General features: G+C 40.4%; 16 protein-coding genes and 1 pseudogene. 8 read left to right on the top strand and 9 right to left on the bottom strand.

Annotated features, from left to right (window positions below; all coding sequences use genetic code 11):
• Positions 1-268: 268 nt before the first annotated feature.
• The gene (locus ACN0T8_RS02900) at positions 269-1105 is read left to right on the top strand and encodes a hypothetical protein (protein WP_417879154.1); all 837 of its coding nucleotides are present in this window, start codon (positions 269-271) and stop codon (positions 1103-1105) included.
• Between the two features lie 93 nt (positions 1106-1198).
• Here ACN0T8_RS02900 and fadR read toward each other — a convergent pair whose 3' ends face one another.
• Positions 1199-2038 (bottom strand): fatty acid metabolism transcriptional regulator FadR, encoded by an 840-nt coding sequence (gene fadR, locus ACN0T8_RS02905; protein WP_417879155.1) that lies wholly within the window; start codon positions 2036-2038, stop codon positions 1199-1201.
• Between the two features lie 414 nt (positions 2039-2452).
• Between fadR and nhaB the strand changes: the two genes are divergently transcribed.
• Together nhaB and dsbB are read left to right on the top strand one after the other, a co-directional pair.
• Positions 2453-4045, top strand: a complete 1593-nt coding sequence (nhaB, locus tag ACN0T8_RS02910) for a Na(+)/H(+) antiporter NhaB (protein WP_417879156.1) — start codon at positions 2453-2455, stop codon at positions 4043-4045.
• A gap of 150 nt (positions 4046-4195) precedes the next feature.
• Entirely contained in the window at positions 4196-4714 is a 519-nt protein-coding gene (gene dsbB, locus ACN0T8_RS02915; protein ID WP_417879157.1) for a disulfide bond formation protein DsbB, read from the top strand.
• 50 nt (positions 4715-4764) lie between these two features.
• Here dsbB and ACN0T8_RS02920 read toward each other — a convergent pair whose 3' ends face one another.
• Positions 4765-5388, bottom strand: coding sequence for an SEC-C metal-binding domain-containing protein (locus tag ACN0T8_RS02920; RefSeq protein WP_417879158.1), 624 nt, complete (start codon positions 5386-5388; stop codon positions 4765-4767).
• A gap of 175 nt (positions 5389-5563) precedes the next feature.
• Here ACN0T8_RS02920 and dusC point away from each other — a divergent pair, with 175 nt between their 5' ends.
• On the top strand, positions 5564-6502 hold the full coding sequence (gene dusC / locus ACN0T8_RS02925; protein ID WP_417879159.1) for a tRNA dihydrouridine(16) synthase DusC: 939 nt from the start codon (positions 5564-5566) through the stop codon (positions 6500-6502).
• Positions 6503-6605: 103 nt separating this feature from the next.
• On the opposite strand, the gene ACN0T8_RS02930 is transcribed toward dusC, so the two are convergent.
• The 4 genes from ACN0T8_RS02930 to yfbV all read right to left on the bottom strand — a co-directional run bounded on the left by ACN0T8_RS02930 (position 6606) and on the right by yfbV (position 10217).
• Positions 6606-7400, bottom strand: coding sequence for an ABC transporter ATP-binding protein (locus tag ACN0T8_RS02930; protein WP_089123220.1), 795 nt, complete (start codon positions 7398-7400; stop codon positions 6606-6608).
• Positions 7397-8296, bottom strand: a complete 900-nt coding sequence (locus tag ACN0T8_RS02935) for an ABC transporter permease (protein WP_417879160.1) — start codon at positions 8294-8296, stop codon at positions 7397-7399. Before ACN0T8_RS02935 ends, ACN0T8_RS02930 begins: the two co-directional genes overlap by 4 nt.
• Positions 8297-8585: 289 nt before the next feature.
• A complete protein-coding gene (locus ACN0T8_RS02940; protein ID WP_417879161.1) occupies positions 8586-9554 on the bottom strand; it encodes an ABC transporter substrate-binding protein in 969 nt (322 codons plus the stop codon).
• A 213-nt stretch (positions 9555-9767) separates the two neighbouring features.
• Entirely contained in the window at positions 9768-10217 is a 450-nt protein-coding gene (gene yfbV / locus ACN0T8_RS02945; RefSeq protein ID WP_417879162.1) for a terminus macrodomain insulation protein YfbV, read from the bottom strand.
• A 330-nt stretch (positions 10218-10547) separates the two neighbouring features.
• Here yfbV and ACN0T8_RS02950 point away from each other — a divergent pair, with 330 nt between their 5' ends.
• Together ACN0T8_RS02950 and pta are read left to right on the top strand one after the other, a co-directional pair.
• A complete protein-coding gene (locus tag ACN0T8_RS02950; RefSeq protein ID WP_417879163.1) occupies positions 10548-11744 on the top strand; it encodes an acetate kinase in 1197 nt (398 codons plus the stop codon).
• A 91-nt stretch (positions 11745-11835) separates the two neighbouring features.
• Complete coding sequence (gene pta / locus ACN0T8_RS02955) at positions 11836-13983, top strand: phosphate acetyltransferase (RefSeq protein ID WP_417879164.1); 2148 nt, start codon at positions 11836-11838, stop codon at positions 13981-13983.
• 410 nt (positions 13984-14393) lie between these two features.
• On the opposite strand, the gene ACN0T8_RS02960 is transcribed toward pta, so the two are convergent.
• Entirely contained in the window at positions 14394-15269 is an 876-nt protein-coding gene (locus tag ACN0T8_RS02960) for a Tim44 domain-containing protein (RefSeq protein ID WP_417879165.1), read from the bottom strand.
• A gap of 248 nt (positions 15270-15517) precedes the next feature.
• Between ACN0T8_RS02960 and ACN0T8_RS02965 the strand changes: the two are divergent.
• Together ACN0T8_RS02965 and ACN0T8_RS02970 are read left to right on the top strand one after the other, a co-directional pair.
• Positions 15518-16750, top strand: a pseudogene (locus ACN0T8_RS02965) (MFS transporter); the annotation flags it as partial.
• Between the two features lie 191 nt (positions 16751-16941).
• Positions 16942-17874 carry a YeiH family protein gene (locus tag ACN0T8_RS02970; RefSeq protein ID WP_417879166.1) on the top strand — a complete coding sequence of 311 codons (933 nt, stop codon included), beginning with the start codon at positions 16942-16944 and terminating at the stop codon, positions 17872-17874.
• Between the two features lie 18 nt (positions 17875-17892).
• Here the strand turns inward: ACN0T8_RS02970 and ACN0T8_RS02975 are convergent, their stop codons facing one another.
• Together ACN0T8_RS02975 and menE are read right to left on the bottom strand one after the other, a co-directional pair.
• Positions 17893-18069 carry a hypothetical protein gene (locus ACN0T8_RS02975; RefSeq protein WP_417879167.1) on the bottom strand — a complete coding sequence of 59 codons (177 nt, stop codon included), beginning with the start codon at positions 18067-18069 and terminating at the stop codon, positions 17893-17895.
• A gap of 136 nt (positions 18070-18205) precedes the next feature.
• Positions 18206-19630: an o-succinylbenzoate--CoA ligase gene (gene menE / locus ACN0T8_RS02980; protein WP_417879168.1), complete on the bottom strand. Its 1425-nt coding sequence runs from the start codon at positions 19628-19630 to the stop codon at positions 18206-18208.
• Positions 19631-19775 lie beyond the last annotated feature (145 nt).

A 19775-nucleotide genomic window follows, 5' to 3' on the forward strand; every position in this document is an offset into this window, starting at 1 on the left:
GAATCATATAACCCCCAATATTGGCGACCAGTATTGGGGGTTATTTCTATGTAGTTGTCTACATCTATCCTCTTCATACCTGTAAAACTACAGCTTTGTTGCTAGCACTCATTGCACCAATAAGTCGCAATATCGCTCCAATTTATACCAAGCAGAATAAATAAAGTGTCTAACTTTTATCATGGGAATAACGCTTCTCAACCTCCCTAATCTTGGTTCAGATCTTGCATAGTATTCCAATATAATATGAATCCAAAGGAGGTCGTTCATGTTTATCGGAATCAGTATATTACTGCTCATTGGTATTCTCGCCAGTTTGTTCTACTTCAACATTACACGAGAAAAAAGCCACCAGTATCGCTATCGTCTGATTAATCAGTTGCGTCAGCTCATTTATTTGACGCGCCAACATCGAGCCCTCACTCATGCGCATTTAGCTGCAGCGGTCTACTCTGTACAGACTCTAAAGCAAACCAACCTTTCTATTATCGAAATATTGCAGAATCTAAAACTCAGTGCGGGCGCGGATACTGGACCAGAAATTCGTGTGCTATACGATAAAACTCAATCTGTATTGTTAAATTGGACCGAATTCAATATCGCCAAAAATCAACTAGAGCATGGTAGGTTAATTCGTCAAATGATGTTTTTAACTGATGAGGTCATGATTGAATGGCTAATTGATACACATCATGATGATATTGCGGAAGAATATCACCACAGATGGCAAAAAATTCTCGATACCTTAGAAAGTTTGACTCGCTTTAGGATCAGTATTCAGGATATCGACACACCGATTGGACAACAACGTTTTCGTCATCATGCGGTTATGTTAAGTCGAAGAATGAATCAACTTTCATTAATTTGCCCATTAACCATGGCTGATAATGATCAAAATGGCGTGATTCAAACCTTAAAGCATTGGGAACAAGTAGATAACGTTGTAGCGACATCAAAGCAACTCTACTTATTGTCGCTAGAAGCCTCATATTTGATTTTTAACGTTTATGACCAAATACTTTCAGAAACTTGTGAAGAAATTTATTTACCATTAGAGACTATGAACCCAAATAACTGGAGTGACAGCAAGGCAACAAGCAAATGAGCCCCCAAACCTGCAACTTCAAGTACAAAAGAGATAAAAAAACCTGCTACTCAGTAACAGGTTTCTATGTATAACATTCAAAACGTAAATGAATTAGCTATCATCTTCGGTAAAGTTACTTGGAAGATTTTGCTTCATCTTCATCCAGATATGGCCACTTTCAATGCCATAACGACGGATCAAGTTGGGTAACTCTTGGCGATCGTCCTTTTCACACAACACTAATAATTCTTTGTAAAACTGAAGTGCTAACTTTCTCGCTTCGGGGTTGGAAAAGTAAAAGCTACCCACGCGATCATATAATTTCTTAATTCCATTAAATATCAATCCATAGATCTGATTTCCTGAATGGAAAGCTAAACGTTGGAATAACATGTAATCATAAAAATTAAATGTCTTCGCGATGAGAATATCACCTCGCTTTTCTTCATCTTTCTCGTTGTCTTCTTTTACTGACTGTTTTATTTTTTCAGCATAAGGCGACTCTTCAATAAAAGATTCCCATGAATGATGAGATAAAAGCGTTTCACATGAATCAATCACTCGATTTAACGTTTTGATACAAGCTTCAGGGTTAGACTTAAAAGCATACCCCATGAAAATTGGGCTAATACTAGTACGAGCAGCCAATAGATCTTCAACAATACTTGTTGCATTATCGGTATCGAGCGTCATGAGTGTATCAAGAATGTGTAAGCTCGATGTTTCCATGAAATTATTCACTTTGGTTGGTTTACCATGTTGAATAGTCAACCATCCATCACGAGCCAATCGCTGCAACACTTCACGTAACGTCGTTCGAGTAACACCGATCAGCTCAGATAATTCTCTCTCTGCCGGCAAAATAGAACCTGGGGGAAAACGCCCGTTCCAGATACTTTCAATAATATATTTTTCTGCGAATCCTGCAGGGCTCTTTGCCTTAATAACCATGTATTCACTTTACTTAGTTTTAGGAATTTAAATATCACTCATCATACCACTACTTCTAACTTCCTGAAAACCATGATTCCATATTGTATAGAAGACCTATCTCTCATAAATGTCTCAAAATGAGAGATCCCTCCGAAGCTTTATTCAATTGTAATGACAAAAATCTAACTCACTTCCATTTATTTTATTTTTGTCATTTTACTCTTTCTACTTTGCATGTATTCTCATTGCCACAGAAAGCAAACAAAACCACAACACTAGTAACAAAAACATAAACTTAATAGCAACTTTTCATCATAACGACGAAATAGTTTTATATTAACACGTGAAATATTGATCCGCTTCACATATTGATATATCAATCTCGTCATACTGTGCATAAGTTCAAATTTTTGGAGTGAAAAAAGTAAGTTCATGAGTATGTCTTTAGGAAACGCCTTCATTAAAAACTTCCTGGGCAAGGCTCCAGATTGGTATAAAGTTACCATTGTGGCCTTTTTAATCATTAATCCCATCGTATTCTTTTTTATTGACCCTTTTACCGCTGGTTGGTTATTAGTTGCTGAATTTATATTCACTTTAGCTATGGCTTTAAAATGCTACCCATTACAACCTGGTGGCCTATTAGCCATTGAAGCGGTAGCGATGGGAATGACGACAGCAGAACAAATTAAACATGAACTTGCATCTAATATCGAAGTATTGCTGCTATTAATGTTCATGGTAGCTGGCATCTACTTTATGAAGCAGTTGCTACTATTTTTGTTCACTAAAATTTTACTTGGTGTGCGTTCTAAAATTTTACTTTCCATTTCTTTTTGTGTGACCGCTGCTTTCTTATCTGCATTTTTAGATGCTCTAACGGTTATCGCCGTTATCATCAGTGTGGCTATTGGTTTTTACGCTATCTACCACAAAGTTGTTTCTAATCCAGATTCCGAAGCCCATCATGATCACACTACTGATGAACTTATCACTGAAATTACTCGTAATGATTTAGAAGATTACCGCGCATTTTTACGTTCTTTGTTAATGCACGCAGGTGTCGGTACTGCTCTTGGTGGCGTAATGACAATGGTAGGTGAACCACAAAACTTAATTATTGCAGATCAAGCAAGTTGGGAGTTTGGTGAATTTATCTTACGAATGGCCCCTATCACCTTCCCTGTTTTTATATGTGGGATTTTAACTTGTATCGCCGTCGAAAAATTCAAAGTTTTTGGTTATGGCGCAGAGCTACCTGATAATGTTCGAAAAATCTTATTAGAATTCGACTATCAACAACAACAAAAACGTACTAAACAAGATATCGCGAAGCTTTATGTGCAAGCGATTATTGCTATCTGGCTTATCGTAGGGCTGGCTTTCCACCTAGCCGCTGTAGGCCTTATTGGTCTATCCGTGATTATCTTAGCAACTTCATTTACTGGCATTACCGAAGAGCACTCACTAGGTAAAGCCTTTGAAGAAGCGCTACCATTTACTGCCTTACTAGCCGTTTTCTTCGCCGTTGTTGCCGTTATTATCGATCAACATTTATTTAAACCTATCATTGAATCCGTATTGGAATTTGAAGGCAATCAACAAATCACTATGTTCTATATCGCCAATGGATTGTTATCCATGGTCTCTGATAACGTTTTTGTCGGCACGGTTTATATCAATGAAGTAAAAACTGCACTTTTAGATGGTGCTATTACCCGAGATCAATTTGATTTACTGGCAGTAGCGATTAATACCGGAACCAACTTGCCATCTGTTGCAACACCAAATGGTCAAGCTGCTTTCCTATTCTTATTAACTTCAGCACTTGCCCCGTTAATTCGTTTATCTTACGGTCGCATGGTCGTAATGGCATTACCGTACACATTAGTATTAGCCGTCGTTGGCTACTTTGGTATTCAGTTCCTTTTAGAGCCTATGACAACCTATTTCCACTCGATGGGATGGATTACATCATCTACCATTGAAATTGCTACTCAAGGCAGCCCTATTATTGGTCACTAATAACCCATCAATTAAGATTAAGTGGGAATGTTTGTTTACAGACAGCATTTCCCACTTCATAATTTTGAACTATTGATCAATTTAACACTCTGATGCTACAAGTTTTATTTCTTTCATTGTATTTATCGCATTAGACATAAGGAAGTCATTGTGGCTTGGTTATCCTCTATTCATACATTTTCGCAAAAAAGACTCTCATGGATACTATTACTTTCTAGTGTTGTTTTTTTTGAATTATCCGCTTTATATTTCCAACACGTGATGATGCTAGCACCTTGTGTTATGTGTGTTTATGAGCGTGTTGCTTTTATCGGTATCAGTGCATCAGCCATTATCGGACTCTTAAACCCGATGAATAAATGGGTTCGCTGGACGGGACTCGCGGCATGGGGCTATACAAGCTTTCGCGGCTTACAGTTGGCTTTAGAACATGTTGGTTATCAATTTAACCCTTCACCTTTTGCTACTTGCGATATTTTCCCGCAGTTCCCGAGTTGGGCACCACTTAATCAATGGGTCCCTTGGATGTTTGAACCCACGGGTGATTGCTCTAAAATCATATGGCAATTTTTAGACCTTTCAATGCCACAATGGCTTGTGGTGATATTCAGCATTAATTTAGCGGTACTTGCTGTCATCGTGCTATCTCAATTCGTAAAATCCAAATAAAAATAGGGCGACTTTCGTTGCCCTATCTTCTATAGCTCTATAGCAATACGTTATTCACTTCTAGCACAACAATGTTTAAACTTTTTACCACTACCACATACACACGCATCATTACGGCCAACCTCTTTGTATGGATTGATACTTTGTGCTTTTGTGCCTTGCAGCGCTTCGTCAGCAGCTTTTGCTACTTCGTTAATCATGATATTAAGCTGAGGTAACAATGCAGATAAAGTCGGTGGCACTTTGATTCCTGCCTCTACCATTTGTTGCTGTGTTGACTCTTCATCAATCGCAAGCATCAAAGTCGTTAATAATCCTTGTAGCATGCGTACTGTGCCATCAGGGATTTCAGCCACTTCATTCCAACCCGCTTCAATCACTGGCCACACCGTCATAAAGCCTTCGGCAAACTCAGCTAAATCTTGATGTTTATTTGGTTCAATGCTTAATAGTGCTAACACATCATATTCACAAGCCATCAAGTGAGCATATTGTAATTCAAAATGACGCGTTAAATTTGCTTCTGCTTGCTGTTTATCTAGCTCAACCAAAGGCGCAATCCAAACATCAGGCGGCAAAACTTTTGGTGTCATATTAGCGGCCAAAATAGCCCCTTCTATAAAAGCTGGCGTATATTCGGTGTTTTCTAAATTGATATGTTCAATTAGAGGCATTTAGATTTCTCATACTTTAAGTTTCCGCTTAGTGTAACGACTCATTAAAAAAGAACCAAATAAGTTTGTTTAGTTAACTCCCTTGGTAGCTAGGAACTTGGGAATATAGCAGTGACAATACGGATGGAACCCACTACAATCTGCAACCTATTTTTAAACTGTTCTGGAGAAAGCCATGCGAGTCGTATTAGGCCCGATGGAAGGTGTGCTTGACCATTTAATGCGTGAATTACTGACTGACATTAATGATTACGATCTTTGTGTCACTGAGTTTGTGCGTGTTGTCGATCAGTTATTACCCGAACATGTTTTTACTCGCTTGTGCCCAGAACTATTCCAAGGTTCAAAAACTCGCTCAGGGACACCTGTCCGACTACAACTGCTTGGGCAAAATCCTAACTGGATGGCCGAAAATGCCATACGGGCTGTTGAACTAGGCTCACAAGGCATTGATCTTAACTTTGGTTGCCCAGCAAAAATGGTTAACAAAAGTAAAGGTGGCGCAGCTTTATTACAGCATCCTGAATTGATATATCAAATTGTGAGCGCTTGTCGTAAAGCCGTACCAAGTAATATTGTGGTCTCGGCCAAAATTCGCTTAGGTTGGGAAGATCCACAGGATTGTTTTGAGATCGCAGATGCGATACAACAAGCTGGTGCCGATGAATTAACCGTACATGGCCGTACCAAAATGGGAGGCTATAAAGCCAGTGAAATCAAATGGGAATATATCGAGCAAATAAAACAGCATAGCCAGATACCGATTATTGCCAATGGTGAGATTTGGAGCTACCAAGATGGACAAGCTTGCCTTGAACAAACGAAAGCCGATGCTTTAATGGTATGCCGAGGCGCGTTTAATCTACCCAACTTGGGAAATGCAGTGAAATACAATGAAAGCGCGATGCCTTGGGAACAAGTTGTTGATTTGATGCTCAACTACTCTGAGTTTGAAATTGAAGGAGATAAAGGCCTATACTACCCAAATAGAATCAAACAGTGGCTTTCGTATCTACGTCATGAGTACACACAGGCTGATGACTTATTTCGCAATATTCGCCGCTACAATAAAGCACAGCCTATCGTGGACTATATTAAATCCATTCAATATTAATTTGTATAACCTTGTGGCTATTAATCAATGTCAAGACACCACTCCTCCTATCAATAATAAATACACATTGATAAGAGAAGTGAATCAAATTTCAGTTCTTAATTTAACCCAGTAACAGGCTATCGTCTGAAAGTTCTTCTCCCCTCACCTTGCTAAACATCTCAAGTAAATCTGATACTTGCATGCCTTGTCGTTTATCACTTTCGACATCAAGCACTATTTCACCTTGGTGCAGCATGATGGTTCTATCACCACAATCTAGAGCATCTTTCATCGAGTGAGTCACCATCATCGCAGTGAGATCAAATTCTTTAATCACCGTTTTGGTTAAATCAATAACAAAAGCCGCCATTCTTGGATCTAACGCCGCAGTATGCTCATCAAGAAGCAGCAATTTGCTATCAGATAACGTTGCCATGATAAGGCTGACTGCTTGACGTTGACCACCTGAAAGCAAACCAATATTGTCACCTAAGCGATCTTCAAGCCCCAAACCTAGAATACTGATTCGCTCTTGAAACAATTTACGGCGTTTATTGGTGAGCGCCATTGTCCAACCTCGACGCTTACCACGCATATAAGCAATGGCCATATTTTCTTCGATGGTTAGATCGCCACAAGTACCTGCAAGTGGATCCTGAAAGACTCGCGCGCACATGTTGGCTCTTTGATCAACAGAACGCTTTGTCACATCAACATTATCAATAATGACATTACCACCAATCATTGGAGTTTCACCGGTCACTGCACCTAATAAAGTCGATTTACCCGCACCATTGGAGCCTATTACTGTCAAAAATTGATGCTGAGGAACATTCAATGATACTTTTCTTAACGCTTTATTCTCTAGAACCGTACCCGGGTTAAATGTCACCTCAATATTTTTGAGTTCAATCATAAAGCCCCCTTAGCTGCGCGCTTGGCTTTCATATTACTTTTAATTTTCGGTGCAACTAGAGCCGCCGCAACCAAAATAGCCGTCACTAAATTTAAGTCTGATGCTTGCATACCAAACATGCCGGTATTGAGCGCAAACTGGATAGCAATACGATATAAAACCGAACCAACAATCACGGCAACGACTGCGACCCAAATTTTACGACTAGGGATCAATGTCTGACCAAGAATAACTGCAGCCAAGCCGACTACAATCGTTCCTACCCCAGAAGTCACATCCGCAAAGCCATTGGTTTGAGCCAACACTGCTCCTGCAAAACCAACTAATCCATTTGAAAGTGCCAAGCCAAAGTATGTGTAAAACCCCGTACTTGCACCTTGTGCCGCAACCATTCGCGCATTAACACCTGTCGCTCTCAGAGCAAGGCCAAAATCACTATTAAGCAAACGAATAATAATTAACGCAGAAATGATAACGATAATCGCCACTGCTAAAGGTCGAACAAACAAGGTGCCTGCAAAAGCATCTAATGGTGTAAATATTGTTTCTTCACCTAACAAGGATAAATTGGGTCTTCCCATAATACGAATATTAATCGAGAAAGCCGCTAACATAGTCAAAATGGAAGCAAGTAAATGCAAGATCCCACAACGTACCGCAAGAAAAGCCGTGACTAAGCCACTGATCCCACCCACAACAAATGCCATTGCTGTGGCGATCCACGGATTAACACCTGATACTAATGCCGCCGCCGCAACCGCAGCCCCCATTGGAAAACTGCCGTCTACCGTTAGATCAGGAAAGTCTAAAACTCGAAAAGTAAGGTAAACACCTAGTGCAACTAAACCATAGACTAGGCCTAGCTCTAAAGCGCCATAAAAGGCAAAAGCAGACATAAATACTCCCTCGCTGCTTATACCAATCGCACTAATTATATGATCATTCTTACTTGTTAAAAGCCTCGATAACTGCGTTATAAATTTTGATTGTAGAGCAACTACTTATCGAAAATTTACGCCTTGTTCTCAAGGCTTTTTCCTTCGCAATTTTTGATCACCTAATTAATTTGATTGGTATGAATATTACCGCTATTTAACGACTGGTAATAAAATCCCCCAATTCAATTTGGAGAATACAATCCAATATTAAAGGCAACTAACTGAAATTAGCTGCCTTATCACAACCTTACTTTTTATACACTTCAGCACGATCTAAAATCGATTGAGGAATCTCAATCCCTAGTTTATCCGCTGATTGCTGATTGATAATTAAATCGGAAGCTTTAGCTACCGTAACAGGCAGATCAGTCGGCTTCTTACCTTCAAGAATCGCAGCAACATAATCAGCCGTTTGTACACCAACTTGATAGTAATCTGCACCTAGAGCAATCACTGCACCACTTTCAATATAAGTAGTTGAAGCCGCAAAAACGGGTTTCTTCGCTTGATTCGCAGCCGCTACCATACCATCAATGGCACTCGCAACCGTGTTATCGATCATCGCGTAAATCACATCTGATTTTGCCACGATAGCTTGAGTCGCCGACTGAACATCCGCACTTTTCAATGCAGTACTTTCAACAATTTGAACATTACGCGTTTTTGCTTCAACTTTAAGCAAATTAATCAACGCAACTGCATTGGCTTCACCTGGGTTATACACCACACCAATCGTTTTAAGGTTAGGAAGCAACTCTTTCATTAAATCGATATGCTGGCCTATCGGAGATAGATCGGAAAGCCCAGTTACATTCCCAGAAGGGTTATCAAGGCTCTTAACTAACTTCGCTTCTACAGGGTCGGTCACTGCCGTAAAGACGATAGGAATATTCTTGGTGGTTGCTGCTAATGCTTGAGCAGAAGGTGTAGCGATACCAACTAATACATCAGCGCCTTCTCCGACAAATTGGCGGGCAATCTGAGAAGCGATGGCAGGATTCCCCTGAGCGGTTCGATATTCAAACTCCAAATTCTTGCCTTCTTCGTATCCCTTTGCTTTTAGCCCATCAATTAATCCATTGCGGGATGCATCAAGTGCGGGATGTTCAACAATTTGTGATACTGATACTTTGTAAGTTTCAGCCATAGCACCTGTGGTAGTGAGTAATGCCACACCTGCAAAAATTGCACTTGCGAAAAGTTGTTTTGCTTTCATCTTGACTCCTTGATTCAGCAATAAAATGTTGTGTTTATACCCTATTATCTGGGTAACTTTATTATTAATATCTAGACAGATCCGATCTGCCATGAACATATTCTTACCAGTTAATGTATATAAAAGGAAGTAACAGATAATAAAATAGCAACAAAGCCCTAATAACTAATTATTAGGGCTTTGTTTTTGTTGAACAGAAGCAAGGATTGATATTTAGAACCAACGCTCTAATGCACTTTCATCAAGTTGACGAAACGCTCTTTTAAGCATAGCGGCTAACTCTTTATAACGAGGCTTGGATTTTATAGGTTCTTGTGCCGCACCTGATTCCGCGACTTTTTGATATAATTCTCTATACCAATTAGCAAGACTAGGAGGCAATACGGTATTAGAGCGAGTACCAAGCCACCAAATTCCTTGCAAAGGTAAACTAATCGCAAACAAAGCGATCACTATGGCTTGCGGCATTGCATTGTAATTCTGCAAGCTCATTTGTAGCAACACACTTATGGCCGCGACGGCAGGCATGGCTTTAATGCCAAACTTAGTGGCTTTTATTATACGTTGTTCAGGAAACATAGGTGCAAGCTCTTTACGAACAGGCCAAAGATCCATGTACTGTTGACCATCTTTAAAACGGTGAATAAACCCTGTTTGACTCATAATTCCTCCACCCACTAAAATAAAATAACAAAAAATCAACAAAAACTGCAATAAAATTGACTAAAGTTAATATTCATTAAAAATTTTTTGTTATCTTAGGATATAATCGTTATCCTTTGCGCGCTTTTATAATCTCAGTTGCTTTATTACAAAGAAAACCGAGAATTGTGTCGCATTAAATCAATTTTATCGCCTTTGTCTCTCATGCAATTAAGCATCAAAAGTAAGGGCATATTTAAAGAATAATACGTTGATCCCCGATTGTCGTCTATTCTTGAAATTGTTTTATTTCATTACAGTCATTTTTTGTACGAATACAGGTATTCACTCATGTCAAAGCTAGTCCTAGTTTTAAACTGTGGTAGTTCTTCACTAAAATTTGCAATCGTTGATGCGGAATCTGGCGATGAGCTTCTAACCGGCCTTTCCGAATGTTTAGGTCTTCCAGAAGCACGTATTAAATGGAAACTAGATGGAAAGCATGAAGCTCAATTAGGGAACGGTGCTGCGCACGCTGAAGCGTTAAAATTCATCGTTGACACTATTCTTGCTTCTAAACCAGAACTAGGTGAAGGCCTTGGCGCTATCGGTCACCGCGTAGTACACGGCGGTGAAAACTTCACATCATCTGTACTCATTACTGATGCTGTTATTCAAGAAATCAAAGATGTAACCACACTAGCACCACTTCATAACCCTGCTGCTATTGCTGGTATGGAAGCAGCTAAAGTTGCATTCCCTAGCCTTAAAAATGTTGCGGTATTCGATACAGCGTTCCACCAAACAATGCCAGAAGAAGCATTCTTATATGCGATCCCATACAACCTATATACTGAAAACAGCATTCGCCGTTACGGTATGCATGGTACTTCTCACCTGTTTATTACCCGTGAAGTTGCTAACATCATGGATAAGCCAGTTGAAGACGTTAACATTATCAACTGTCATTTAGGGAATGGTGCATCAATTTGTGCGATTAAAAATGGTCAATCAGTTGATACTTCAATGGGACTAACACCATTAGAAGGCTTAGTAATGGGTACACGTTGTGGTGATATCGATCCTGCAATCATCTTCCACATGCATGATGCACTTGGTTATTCGGTTGAACAAATCAACACTATCCTAACCAAAGAATCAGGATTACTAGGTCTAACTCAAGTGACTTCTGATTGCCGTTTTGTGGAAGACAACTACCAAGACAAACCAGAAGCAGCCCGTGCAATGAACGTATTCTGCCATCGTCTTGCTAAATACATTGCAGGCTACACAGCAACGCTTGATGGCCGTTTAGATGCAATCGTATTTACAGGTGGTATCGGTGAGAATTCTGGCCCTATCCGTCAGCTTGTTCTAGAGCGTCTTGCACTTCTAGGTGTTGAAGTTGATAGCGAGAAAAACCTTGCTGCTCGCTTCGGTGGTGAAGGTGTAATCACTTCAGACAACAGTCGTGTACCAGCGATGGTTATCTCAACCAATGAAGAATTGGTTATCGCTGAAGATACAGCACGTCTAGCGGGTCTTTAATAATTCACAGGCTAACCTCGCGTTAGCCTGTTTTCTTTTAAGCTGTGTATTTTCTACTCAGTTACTTTCAATAGTTAGAGGAAATAATTCTATGTCTCGTACTATTATGCTTGTTCCTATTAGCGCTGGTGTTGGTCTTACTAGCGTAAGCTTAGGCGTCTTACGTGCTATGGAACGTAAGGGTGTAAATGTTTCGTTTTTCAAACCTATCGCTCAACCTCGTAGTGGCGATGATATCCCAGATCTAACATCATCAATAATCTCAGCAAGTAGTGACCTCAAAATTGCTGAACCAACGATGATGTCAGAAGCTGAATCTATGATCAGTAATGAAAAAATGGATGTGCTTCTTGAGCAAATCGTTGAGCGTTATAACGCAATCAGCAATAGCTCTGAAGTCGTTCTTATTGAAGGTCTAGTTCCGACTCGTAAGCATCCTTTTGCTAACCAAGTAAATGCAGAAATTGCGAAAACACTTGGTGCTGAAATTGTATTTGTTGCCACTCCTGGTACTAACAACCCTACGCAATTAAAAGAGCGTATTGATGTTGCTTGTTCAAACTTTGGGGGCACCAAAAATAAATCAATTTCAGGTGTTATCATCAACAAGTTAAATGCACCGGTTGATGAAGCTGGTCGTACTCGTCCAGATCTTTCTGAGATTTTTGACGAAACCGATAACACAGTTCAAGCTAACATCGAAGTAATGCAAATTTTCAACTCTAGCCCAATTCGCGTGCTAGGTTGTGTACCTTGGAAAGTTGAGTTAATTGCAACTCGTGCTATCGATATGGCAAAACACTTAAATGCGGATATTATCAACGCGGGTGAAATTAACTCTCGTCGTATCAAGAGCATCACTTTCTGTGCACGCTCTCTACCAAATATGATTGAGCACTTTAAGCCAGGTTCATTACTGGTCACTTCAGCTGACCGTCCAGACGTTATCGTTGCGGCTGCTCTAGCATCAATGAATGGCGTAGAAATCGGTGCGATCTTGCTAACTGGTGGTTACGACATCCCTGCTTCTATTGCTGATTTATGTAAACCGGCATTTGACGCTGGCCTACCGATTTTCAAAGCGCAAGGTAACACATGGCAGACGTCATTAAACCTACAAAGTTTCAACCTAGAAGTTCCCGCTGATGATAAAGAACGTATCGAATTCATCAATGATCACGTAGCAAGCCACATTGATGGTCCTTGGATTGATTCTCTATCTGAAGGTACTCAAGGTATTCGTCGTCTAAGCCCACCAGCATTCCGTTACCAATTAACTGAGTTTGCTCGTCGTGCTGGCAAGCGTATCGTACTTCCTGAAGGTGATGAACCACGTACCGTTAAAGCAGCAGCAATCTGTGCTGAACGTGGTATTGCAGAATGTGTACTTCTAGGTAACCCTGATGAGATCAAACGCGTTGCAGCTCAACAAGGTGTTGAACTAGGCGCTGGTGTAACCATAATCAACTCTGATGAAGTTCGCGAAAACTACGTAGCGCGTCTAGTCGAACTACGTGGTGCGAAAGGCATGACTGAAGTTGTGGCTCGCGAGAAACTGGAAGATTCAGTATTCCTAGGCACTATGATGCTAGAAGCGGGTGAAGTTGATGGCCTAGTATCAGGCGCAGTTCACACTACAGCTAATACTATTGTACCTCCGTTCCAAATCATCAAAACGGCACCAGGTGCATCAATCGTATCATCTGTATTCTTCATGCTATTACCTGACCAAGTATTGGTTTATGGTGACTGTGCGATCAACCCAGATCCAAACGCAGAGCAACTTGCAGAAATCGCAATTCAATCTGCTGATTCAGCCAAAGCATTCGGTATTGATCCACGCGTTGCTATGATCTCATACTCTACCGGTACATCTGGTAAAGGTGCAGACGTAGATAAAGTACGTGAAGCAACCAAAATCGCTCAAGAGAAACGTCCTGATCTCGTTATCGACGGCCCTCTACAATACGATGCAGCTATCATGGAAAATGTTGCCGCTTCTAAAGCGCCTAACTCTCCTGTAGCAGGTAAAGCAACCGTATTTGTATTCCCAGACCTAAACACTGGTAACACAACATACAAAGCGGTACAGCGTTCTGCAGACCTAGTATCTATCGGTCCAATGCTTCAAGGTATGCGTAAGCCTGTTAATGACTTGTCTCGTGGTGCTCTAGTAGACGATATCGTTTACACGGTTGCACTAACAGCAATTCAAGCGGATCAAGCAGCACAAGCTTAATAAGCTAAAAGCTAAAACGAGTCATCTCCGTTGATGAAAATCAGCGGGGATTTTTTATATATAAGTTAAACTAAGTTAAACTTATATAATAGTTCTGAATCTATTGTTGGAGACAAAATGGTGGAGATTATCATTAGGCTGGATAAACCAATATTTAGATGCCTTACAGATGAAGAAGTGTTCTTTCAACGGATACTCGAGCTTAAGGGACTAACCCAATATACTCAAAAAGCAGAGACATTATATTTGTCGTTTTTAAGCACCGATCATCATGCGGTCACTCAAGCCATACAACCAATATCTGATATGTGGAATACCTCATTTACCGTTCAAATTTCACCGTAGTATTCAAACAAAAAAAGCCAACGAATTTCTTCATTGACTCTCTCATATTACTTTGCTGGATTAGATTACGAGTTAGTTTGAATCCCGACAATCAACCAAGGAGCATTATTAGCGATTAAGTCACGTTCTAAATGCCAAACTTCATCGATGTCTTCTTCAAGACCTTCCACAGCATCTCGGTAACGACCAGTAAATTGAATACTTAATTGTGCTTTTGAGACATCGTACTCGCCACGAACAATCTCTGCATCAACGTACATGACATCAGTATGTTGATCGCCTTGAAGTTGTGCGCGCTCCGCTTTTAGCTCTTCAAACAAACTTGGAGTAACGTACTCTTCAATCTTATCTAATTGATTAAAGTTCCAAGCCCCTTGTAGTGTGCGGTAATGTTCACGAGAACCTTCCACAAATGCTACACGGTCAAAACCTGGAGGGAAGTTATGAGGAACATCAGACTGCCCTGTTGCACCAAAACCACCTAAAGATTGAGGTTGCTCAAAATTTTGTACATTCGGTTGCTCGAATTGCTGACGATTCATCGCACCAGAATACGCTGCTTGAGGCCCTCGATTCATCGAACCTTGTTTTGCTCCCATCATACCGCGTAAGAATTTGAATGCGACAAAAGCGATCAGACCAAGAATTAAGATATCGAAGAATTGGATGCCTTCAAAACCGCCCCCCATAAATAAAGAAGCAAGTAGGCCGCCAGCCAACAAACCGCCTAGCATACCGCCCATCATACCACCACGACGAGTGTTGGTTGCATCCGGTTTTTTATTTAACGTGTTAGTGTTTTGCACGTTCTGCTTTGGTGCTGGCGCAGTTTTAAAACTTTTACCGAAAGACTTACCACCACCAAAGCGTTTTGCTTCAGCGATTGGAGCTGTAACCATTGATACCATGATCAAGGCCACCATGACAAAAAGTCGATTCATACGATCCCTTTTATAATAATAAGTAAAACTGAATTCATCATAACGGTAATACGCAAGGTGTACACTACTGCTATGTTTCAGAATATTGCAATTGGTTAGAAGCGACACAATAAGTAACCTCAACGATGAATAACTACTAGTCAGAATCTAGTTGTAACAGTAACTCGAATCAAGCATATTGAAACTATTAACAAAGTAAACTCACCACCAAAGGTCAACAGATCTTAAGGGTTGTTTCAAGGATAACAATGAATAATCAACCAGCACCAATCTTTCTTTCAAGACGTTTCCTCCCCTATTTTGTCACTCAGTTTTTAGGTGCTTTTAACGATAATATTTATAAAAATGCTCTACTACTTTTTGTTGCCTTTGCTAGTGTCGATGATCTGCCTATGTCGAGCACCTTATTTATTAACCTCGCTGCGGGTCTATTTATCTTACCGTTTTTCCTTTTTTCGGCAAGTGCCGGTGTACTAACCGATCAATGTGAAAAGTCGACATTTATTCGCATAGTTAAACTGGCTGAAGTGGTGATAATGTTACTTGGCGCGATTAGCTTTCTTACTCAAAGTTATACTGCATTATTGTTTTTATTGTTTCTTATGGGCGCACAATCGGCGTTTTTTGGTCCGGTAAAATATGCCCTATTACCTCAACACTTAAAGCCAAAAGAGCTACTCAAAGGCAATGCTTGGGTCGAAACTGGCACATTTCTAGCGATTTTATTCGGCACGATAGGTGCAGGTTTTATTGTGGCTGCGCCTTCGGCATACTCGATTACGGCAATAGCGGTAGTCTCATTTGCCCTATTAGGTCTACTCTCTAGCTTATTTATCCCCAAGGCGGAAGCTAAAATTTCTACAGCCAAATTTGAATGGAAACCCATACGGCATACAAAGCAAACATTACTGCTGGTTAAACAACACAAAACTATTTATGTCGCCATCATCGCGATCAGTTGGTTTTGGTTTCTAGGTGCGAGTTATCTAACCCAGTTTCCAAATTTCACTAAACACTATTTAAATGGCGACGCCACCAGCGTGTCTTTTTTATTGGCATTATTTTCGGTCGGTATTGCAACCGGATCGCTACTATGTGCCAAACTATCTCATCAAAAAATCAATTTTAAATTAATGCTATTCGGTGGATTTGGGATGACCGCTTGCAGCTTAGCATTAGGATTAGCAACGCCTAAACCATCAGAGTCTCTAATTACCATTTCAACACTGTTCACTTCTAGTCAATTATACCCAGTGTTTATTGCGCTGTTATGTTTAGGAATTTGTGGTGGATTGTTCATTGTGCCTTTATATACTTTGATGCAAAGTTTAGCTTCTGACCAAACTCGTGCCCAAGTCATCGCAGCTAATAATATTTTCAATGCTCTATTTATGGTTGGTAGCGCCGTTATGGGAATTATTTTCTTAAGTATTATTCATATCTCGATGACTCACTTCTTTATCGTACTTGGACTATTAAACCTCGCTATGATGGCTTTTTTGAAGCCGTTCTTTTACTCACCAATAACTCTATCCTCACTATAAATTCTTATTATGTAATCAAACCAAACGTTGTTATAAAAAACCAAACAATACGTTTAAAATATTAAGACTTAATAAACCCCTATTTTCAGTTATCCTGAGTATTATTCTTTATACATTTTAGGTTTGTTATGCGCTCTTATATTCGCAATTATGGTGTATTTTCCCTTGCTGCTTTGGCTTGTTTTACACCTTGGATAAGTTCCCCTATTGCATTAACTCTTGGCTTTTTATTAACAAGCTTTGGTTTTGTTCCTCACACTATTCCTGTTACCAAAATCACTAAAAAACTCTTAGCTTATTCTATTGTTGGTTTAGGCTTTGGGATCAATATTGACCAAGCGATTCATGCAACAGAACAAGGTGTTGGCATTATTGTCACAAGCATTTTCTGTACGCTGTTTATCGGTACACTGCTTGCGAAAAAGATGAAGCTAGAGAGAGAAACCGGGCATTTAATTGCAGCCGGGACGGCTATTTGTGGGGGAAGTGCGATTGCAGCGGTAGCCCCAGCAATCAATGCAAAAGACCAACCTGTTGGCATGGCTTTAGCAGTAGTGTTTGTTCTTAACTCTGTGGCATTATTTTTATTCCCAGTAGTCGGTCATGCATTAGATATGAGCCAAGTACAGTTTGGAACTTGGGCTGCGATTGCGATTCACGACACATCATCCGTCGTTGGTGCGGCACAAGCTTATGGTGAACAATCATTACAAATCGCGACTACCTTAAAACTCGCTCGCGCATTATGGATTGTGCCTGTCGCTTTCCTTAGTGCAATGATGTTTAAAAGCGAAAGTAAAAAAATCACCATTCCTTTCTTTATTATCTTTTATTGTGCAGCAATTATTTTCTGTGACCAAGTACCACAATTCTCAACTGCTTATCACGCCATCTACAGCATCGCCAAACAGACGCTAGTATTGTGTTTATTCTTAATTGGTTGCGGAATTTCTGTTGGAAAACTTAAAGAAGCAGGCCCTAAACCGATGCTATTTGGTGTGACATTGTGGGCGGTTATCTCTATAAGTTCGCTAACTTATATTATGACTCATATCCAATAAGCCTAAAAACATACTTGGTTATACATGAGGCTCAATACGAGTCTCTTTTCTTTTTACCGCTTGCTTACTTTTTAGAACCCAAGCAATCACCACAGCAAAAGCACCTAACTCGGCTAAAGCCGACACCAATCCACTGAAAATAATCGACACACCAACTAAAACGACCACTGCTGCCACGACAAGTAGCTTCATCATATTCATCCTTAAATAGGTTAACGATGAAATAAGTATGCCGAATTTGCGCTCAATCAATAAATTCTGTTTAGTGCTATTAAATAACTATTGCCACTATAGCTACTGTCACTATAGTCACGATCTCTAACCCAGACACTTATGACGCGATAACTTGTTGATAGTACTTTTTAAGATCTGCACGGGAAATCTTAATGCCAGAATTCATTAAGTGTGTTGGCAGCAAATAATAGGCATCTGGGCATTTAAATTTATCTAAATGAGATAATAAATACGCTTGGTAAACCTTAGCTTCTTGCAGCGTTTCTGCCTCAATAAACGCCACGGGTCTATGGCCATATTGCTTATCTTCAACAGGAATAATGAAGGCTTGCTTTATATCTGGGTGACGAACGAGCACCGCTTCAATTTCTTCACAATGAATATTTTCACCACCAGAAATAAACTGGTTATCGGCTCGACCTAAAATAATATATTCATCTGGCTTGCCTGCTTGTTGAGTGCATTTCCCAAGATCTTTGGTATAAAACCAAGGCTGCTCACTAGTCACGAGTGGCGTAAGTTGCCCTTGGTATAAATAGCCTGCAGCCAAGGTTTCCCCTGCCACATAAATTCGTCCATCTTGTAGCTTAATTTTTCGGAAAGGTAATAACGCACCTGCGGTTGGGCTCGCATCTACTGGCTTGGCAATCACGGTAGAAGCGGTTTCAGTCATGCCATAACCTAGCCAACATTCTATTCCCTGCTTGCTTGCTCTTTCGGTAAGCGATAGTGGAATATGAGATCCGCCGAGTAACACTCGTTTTAGTGGAATGGCGTGGCCTGAATCTAACAAACGTTGTAATTGAACTGGAACGAGTGAAGCATGAGTCACTTGCTGAATATCAGATTGTAAATCACCACTGCCAATGACTAGCTTGGCTCCTTTAGCAAGCCAACGCCAAATAATCGACAACCCTGACACATGGTAGATAGGTAGACTCAGCAACCAAGAATCATGTGTCTCAAACAAAAACTCTTGGGTAAGACCTTGCGCGCTAGCAATATGATGCTTCACCGCATGCACTACTGCCTTCGGAGTACCAGTCGAGCCCGAAGTAAAAACGATGCTGGCAAATTGTTCCGAGTTAAAGTGATAAGGTTGAGCAGTACCTATTGAAGCGGTGTTTATTGAAGCACGATCTAATGACGGCGATTGACCTAAAGCAAGTGAGAGGTTTGGAAGACTAAGTTCATTCTCATCAAGTGAATCAATGGCTTTAGACACCCAGACAAACTTAGCTTGAATGATATTGAGTTTTTGTTTGATCGCCACCATCGGCTGAGGTGGCATCAAGGCACATAACGCGCCAATCCTTAAGGCCGCTAAATATAAAAAGACCGCCTCTGGCTCATTTTTACTGATCACAGCAATGATATGACCACTACTCACCCCTTGAGCTTTTAACTGTAAACTCAACTGTGAGATTGCTTCATCTAGCTGCTGCCACGTATAAGAATTCGTTGGGGTGACTAACGCGGTCTTTTCGGCATGCACGACACACCATTGCTGTATTAAATCCACATTACTGCCTTTCGGTTATACCCGTCGTACTTGAAGCTGCAGCTTTGTTGTCGGCGTGCATTCGCCCCAATCATTTAGACAAGCTAAACTCATGGGGTCTCATTCACTTGTCGCCTCACTGCAACTCCAATTACCTTGGGTATAT

The sequence above is a fragment of the Vibrio sp. genome (assembly GCF_048266485.1).
Lineage (GTDB): Bacteria > Pseudomonadota > Gammaproteobacteria > Enterobacterales > Vibrionaceae > Vibrio.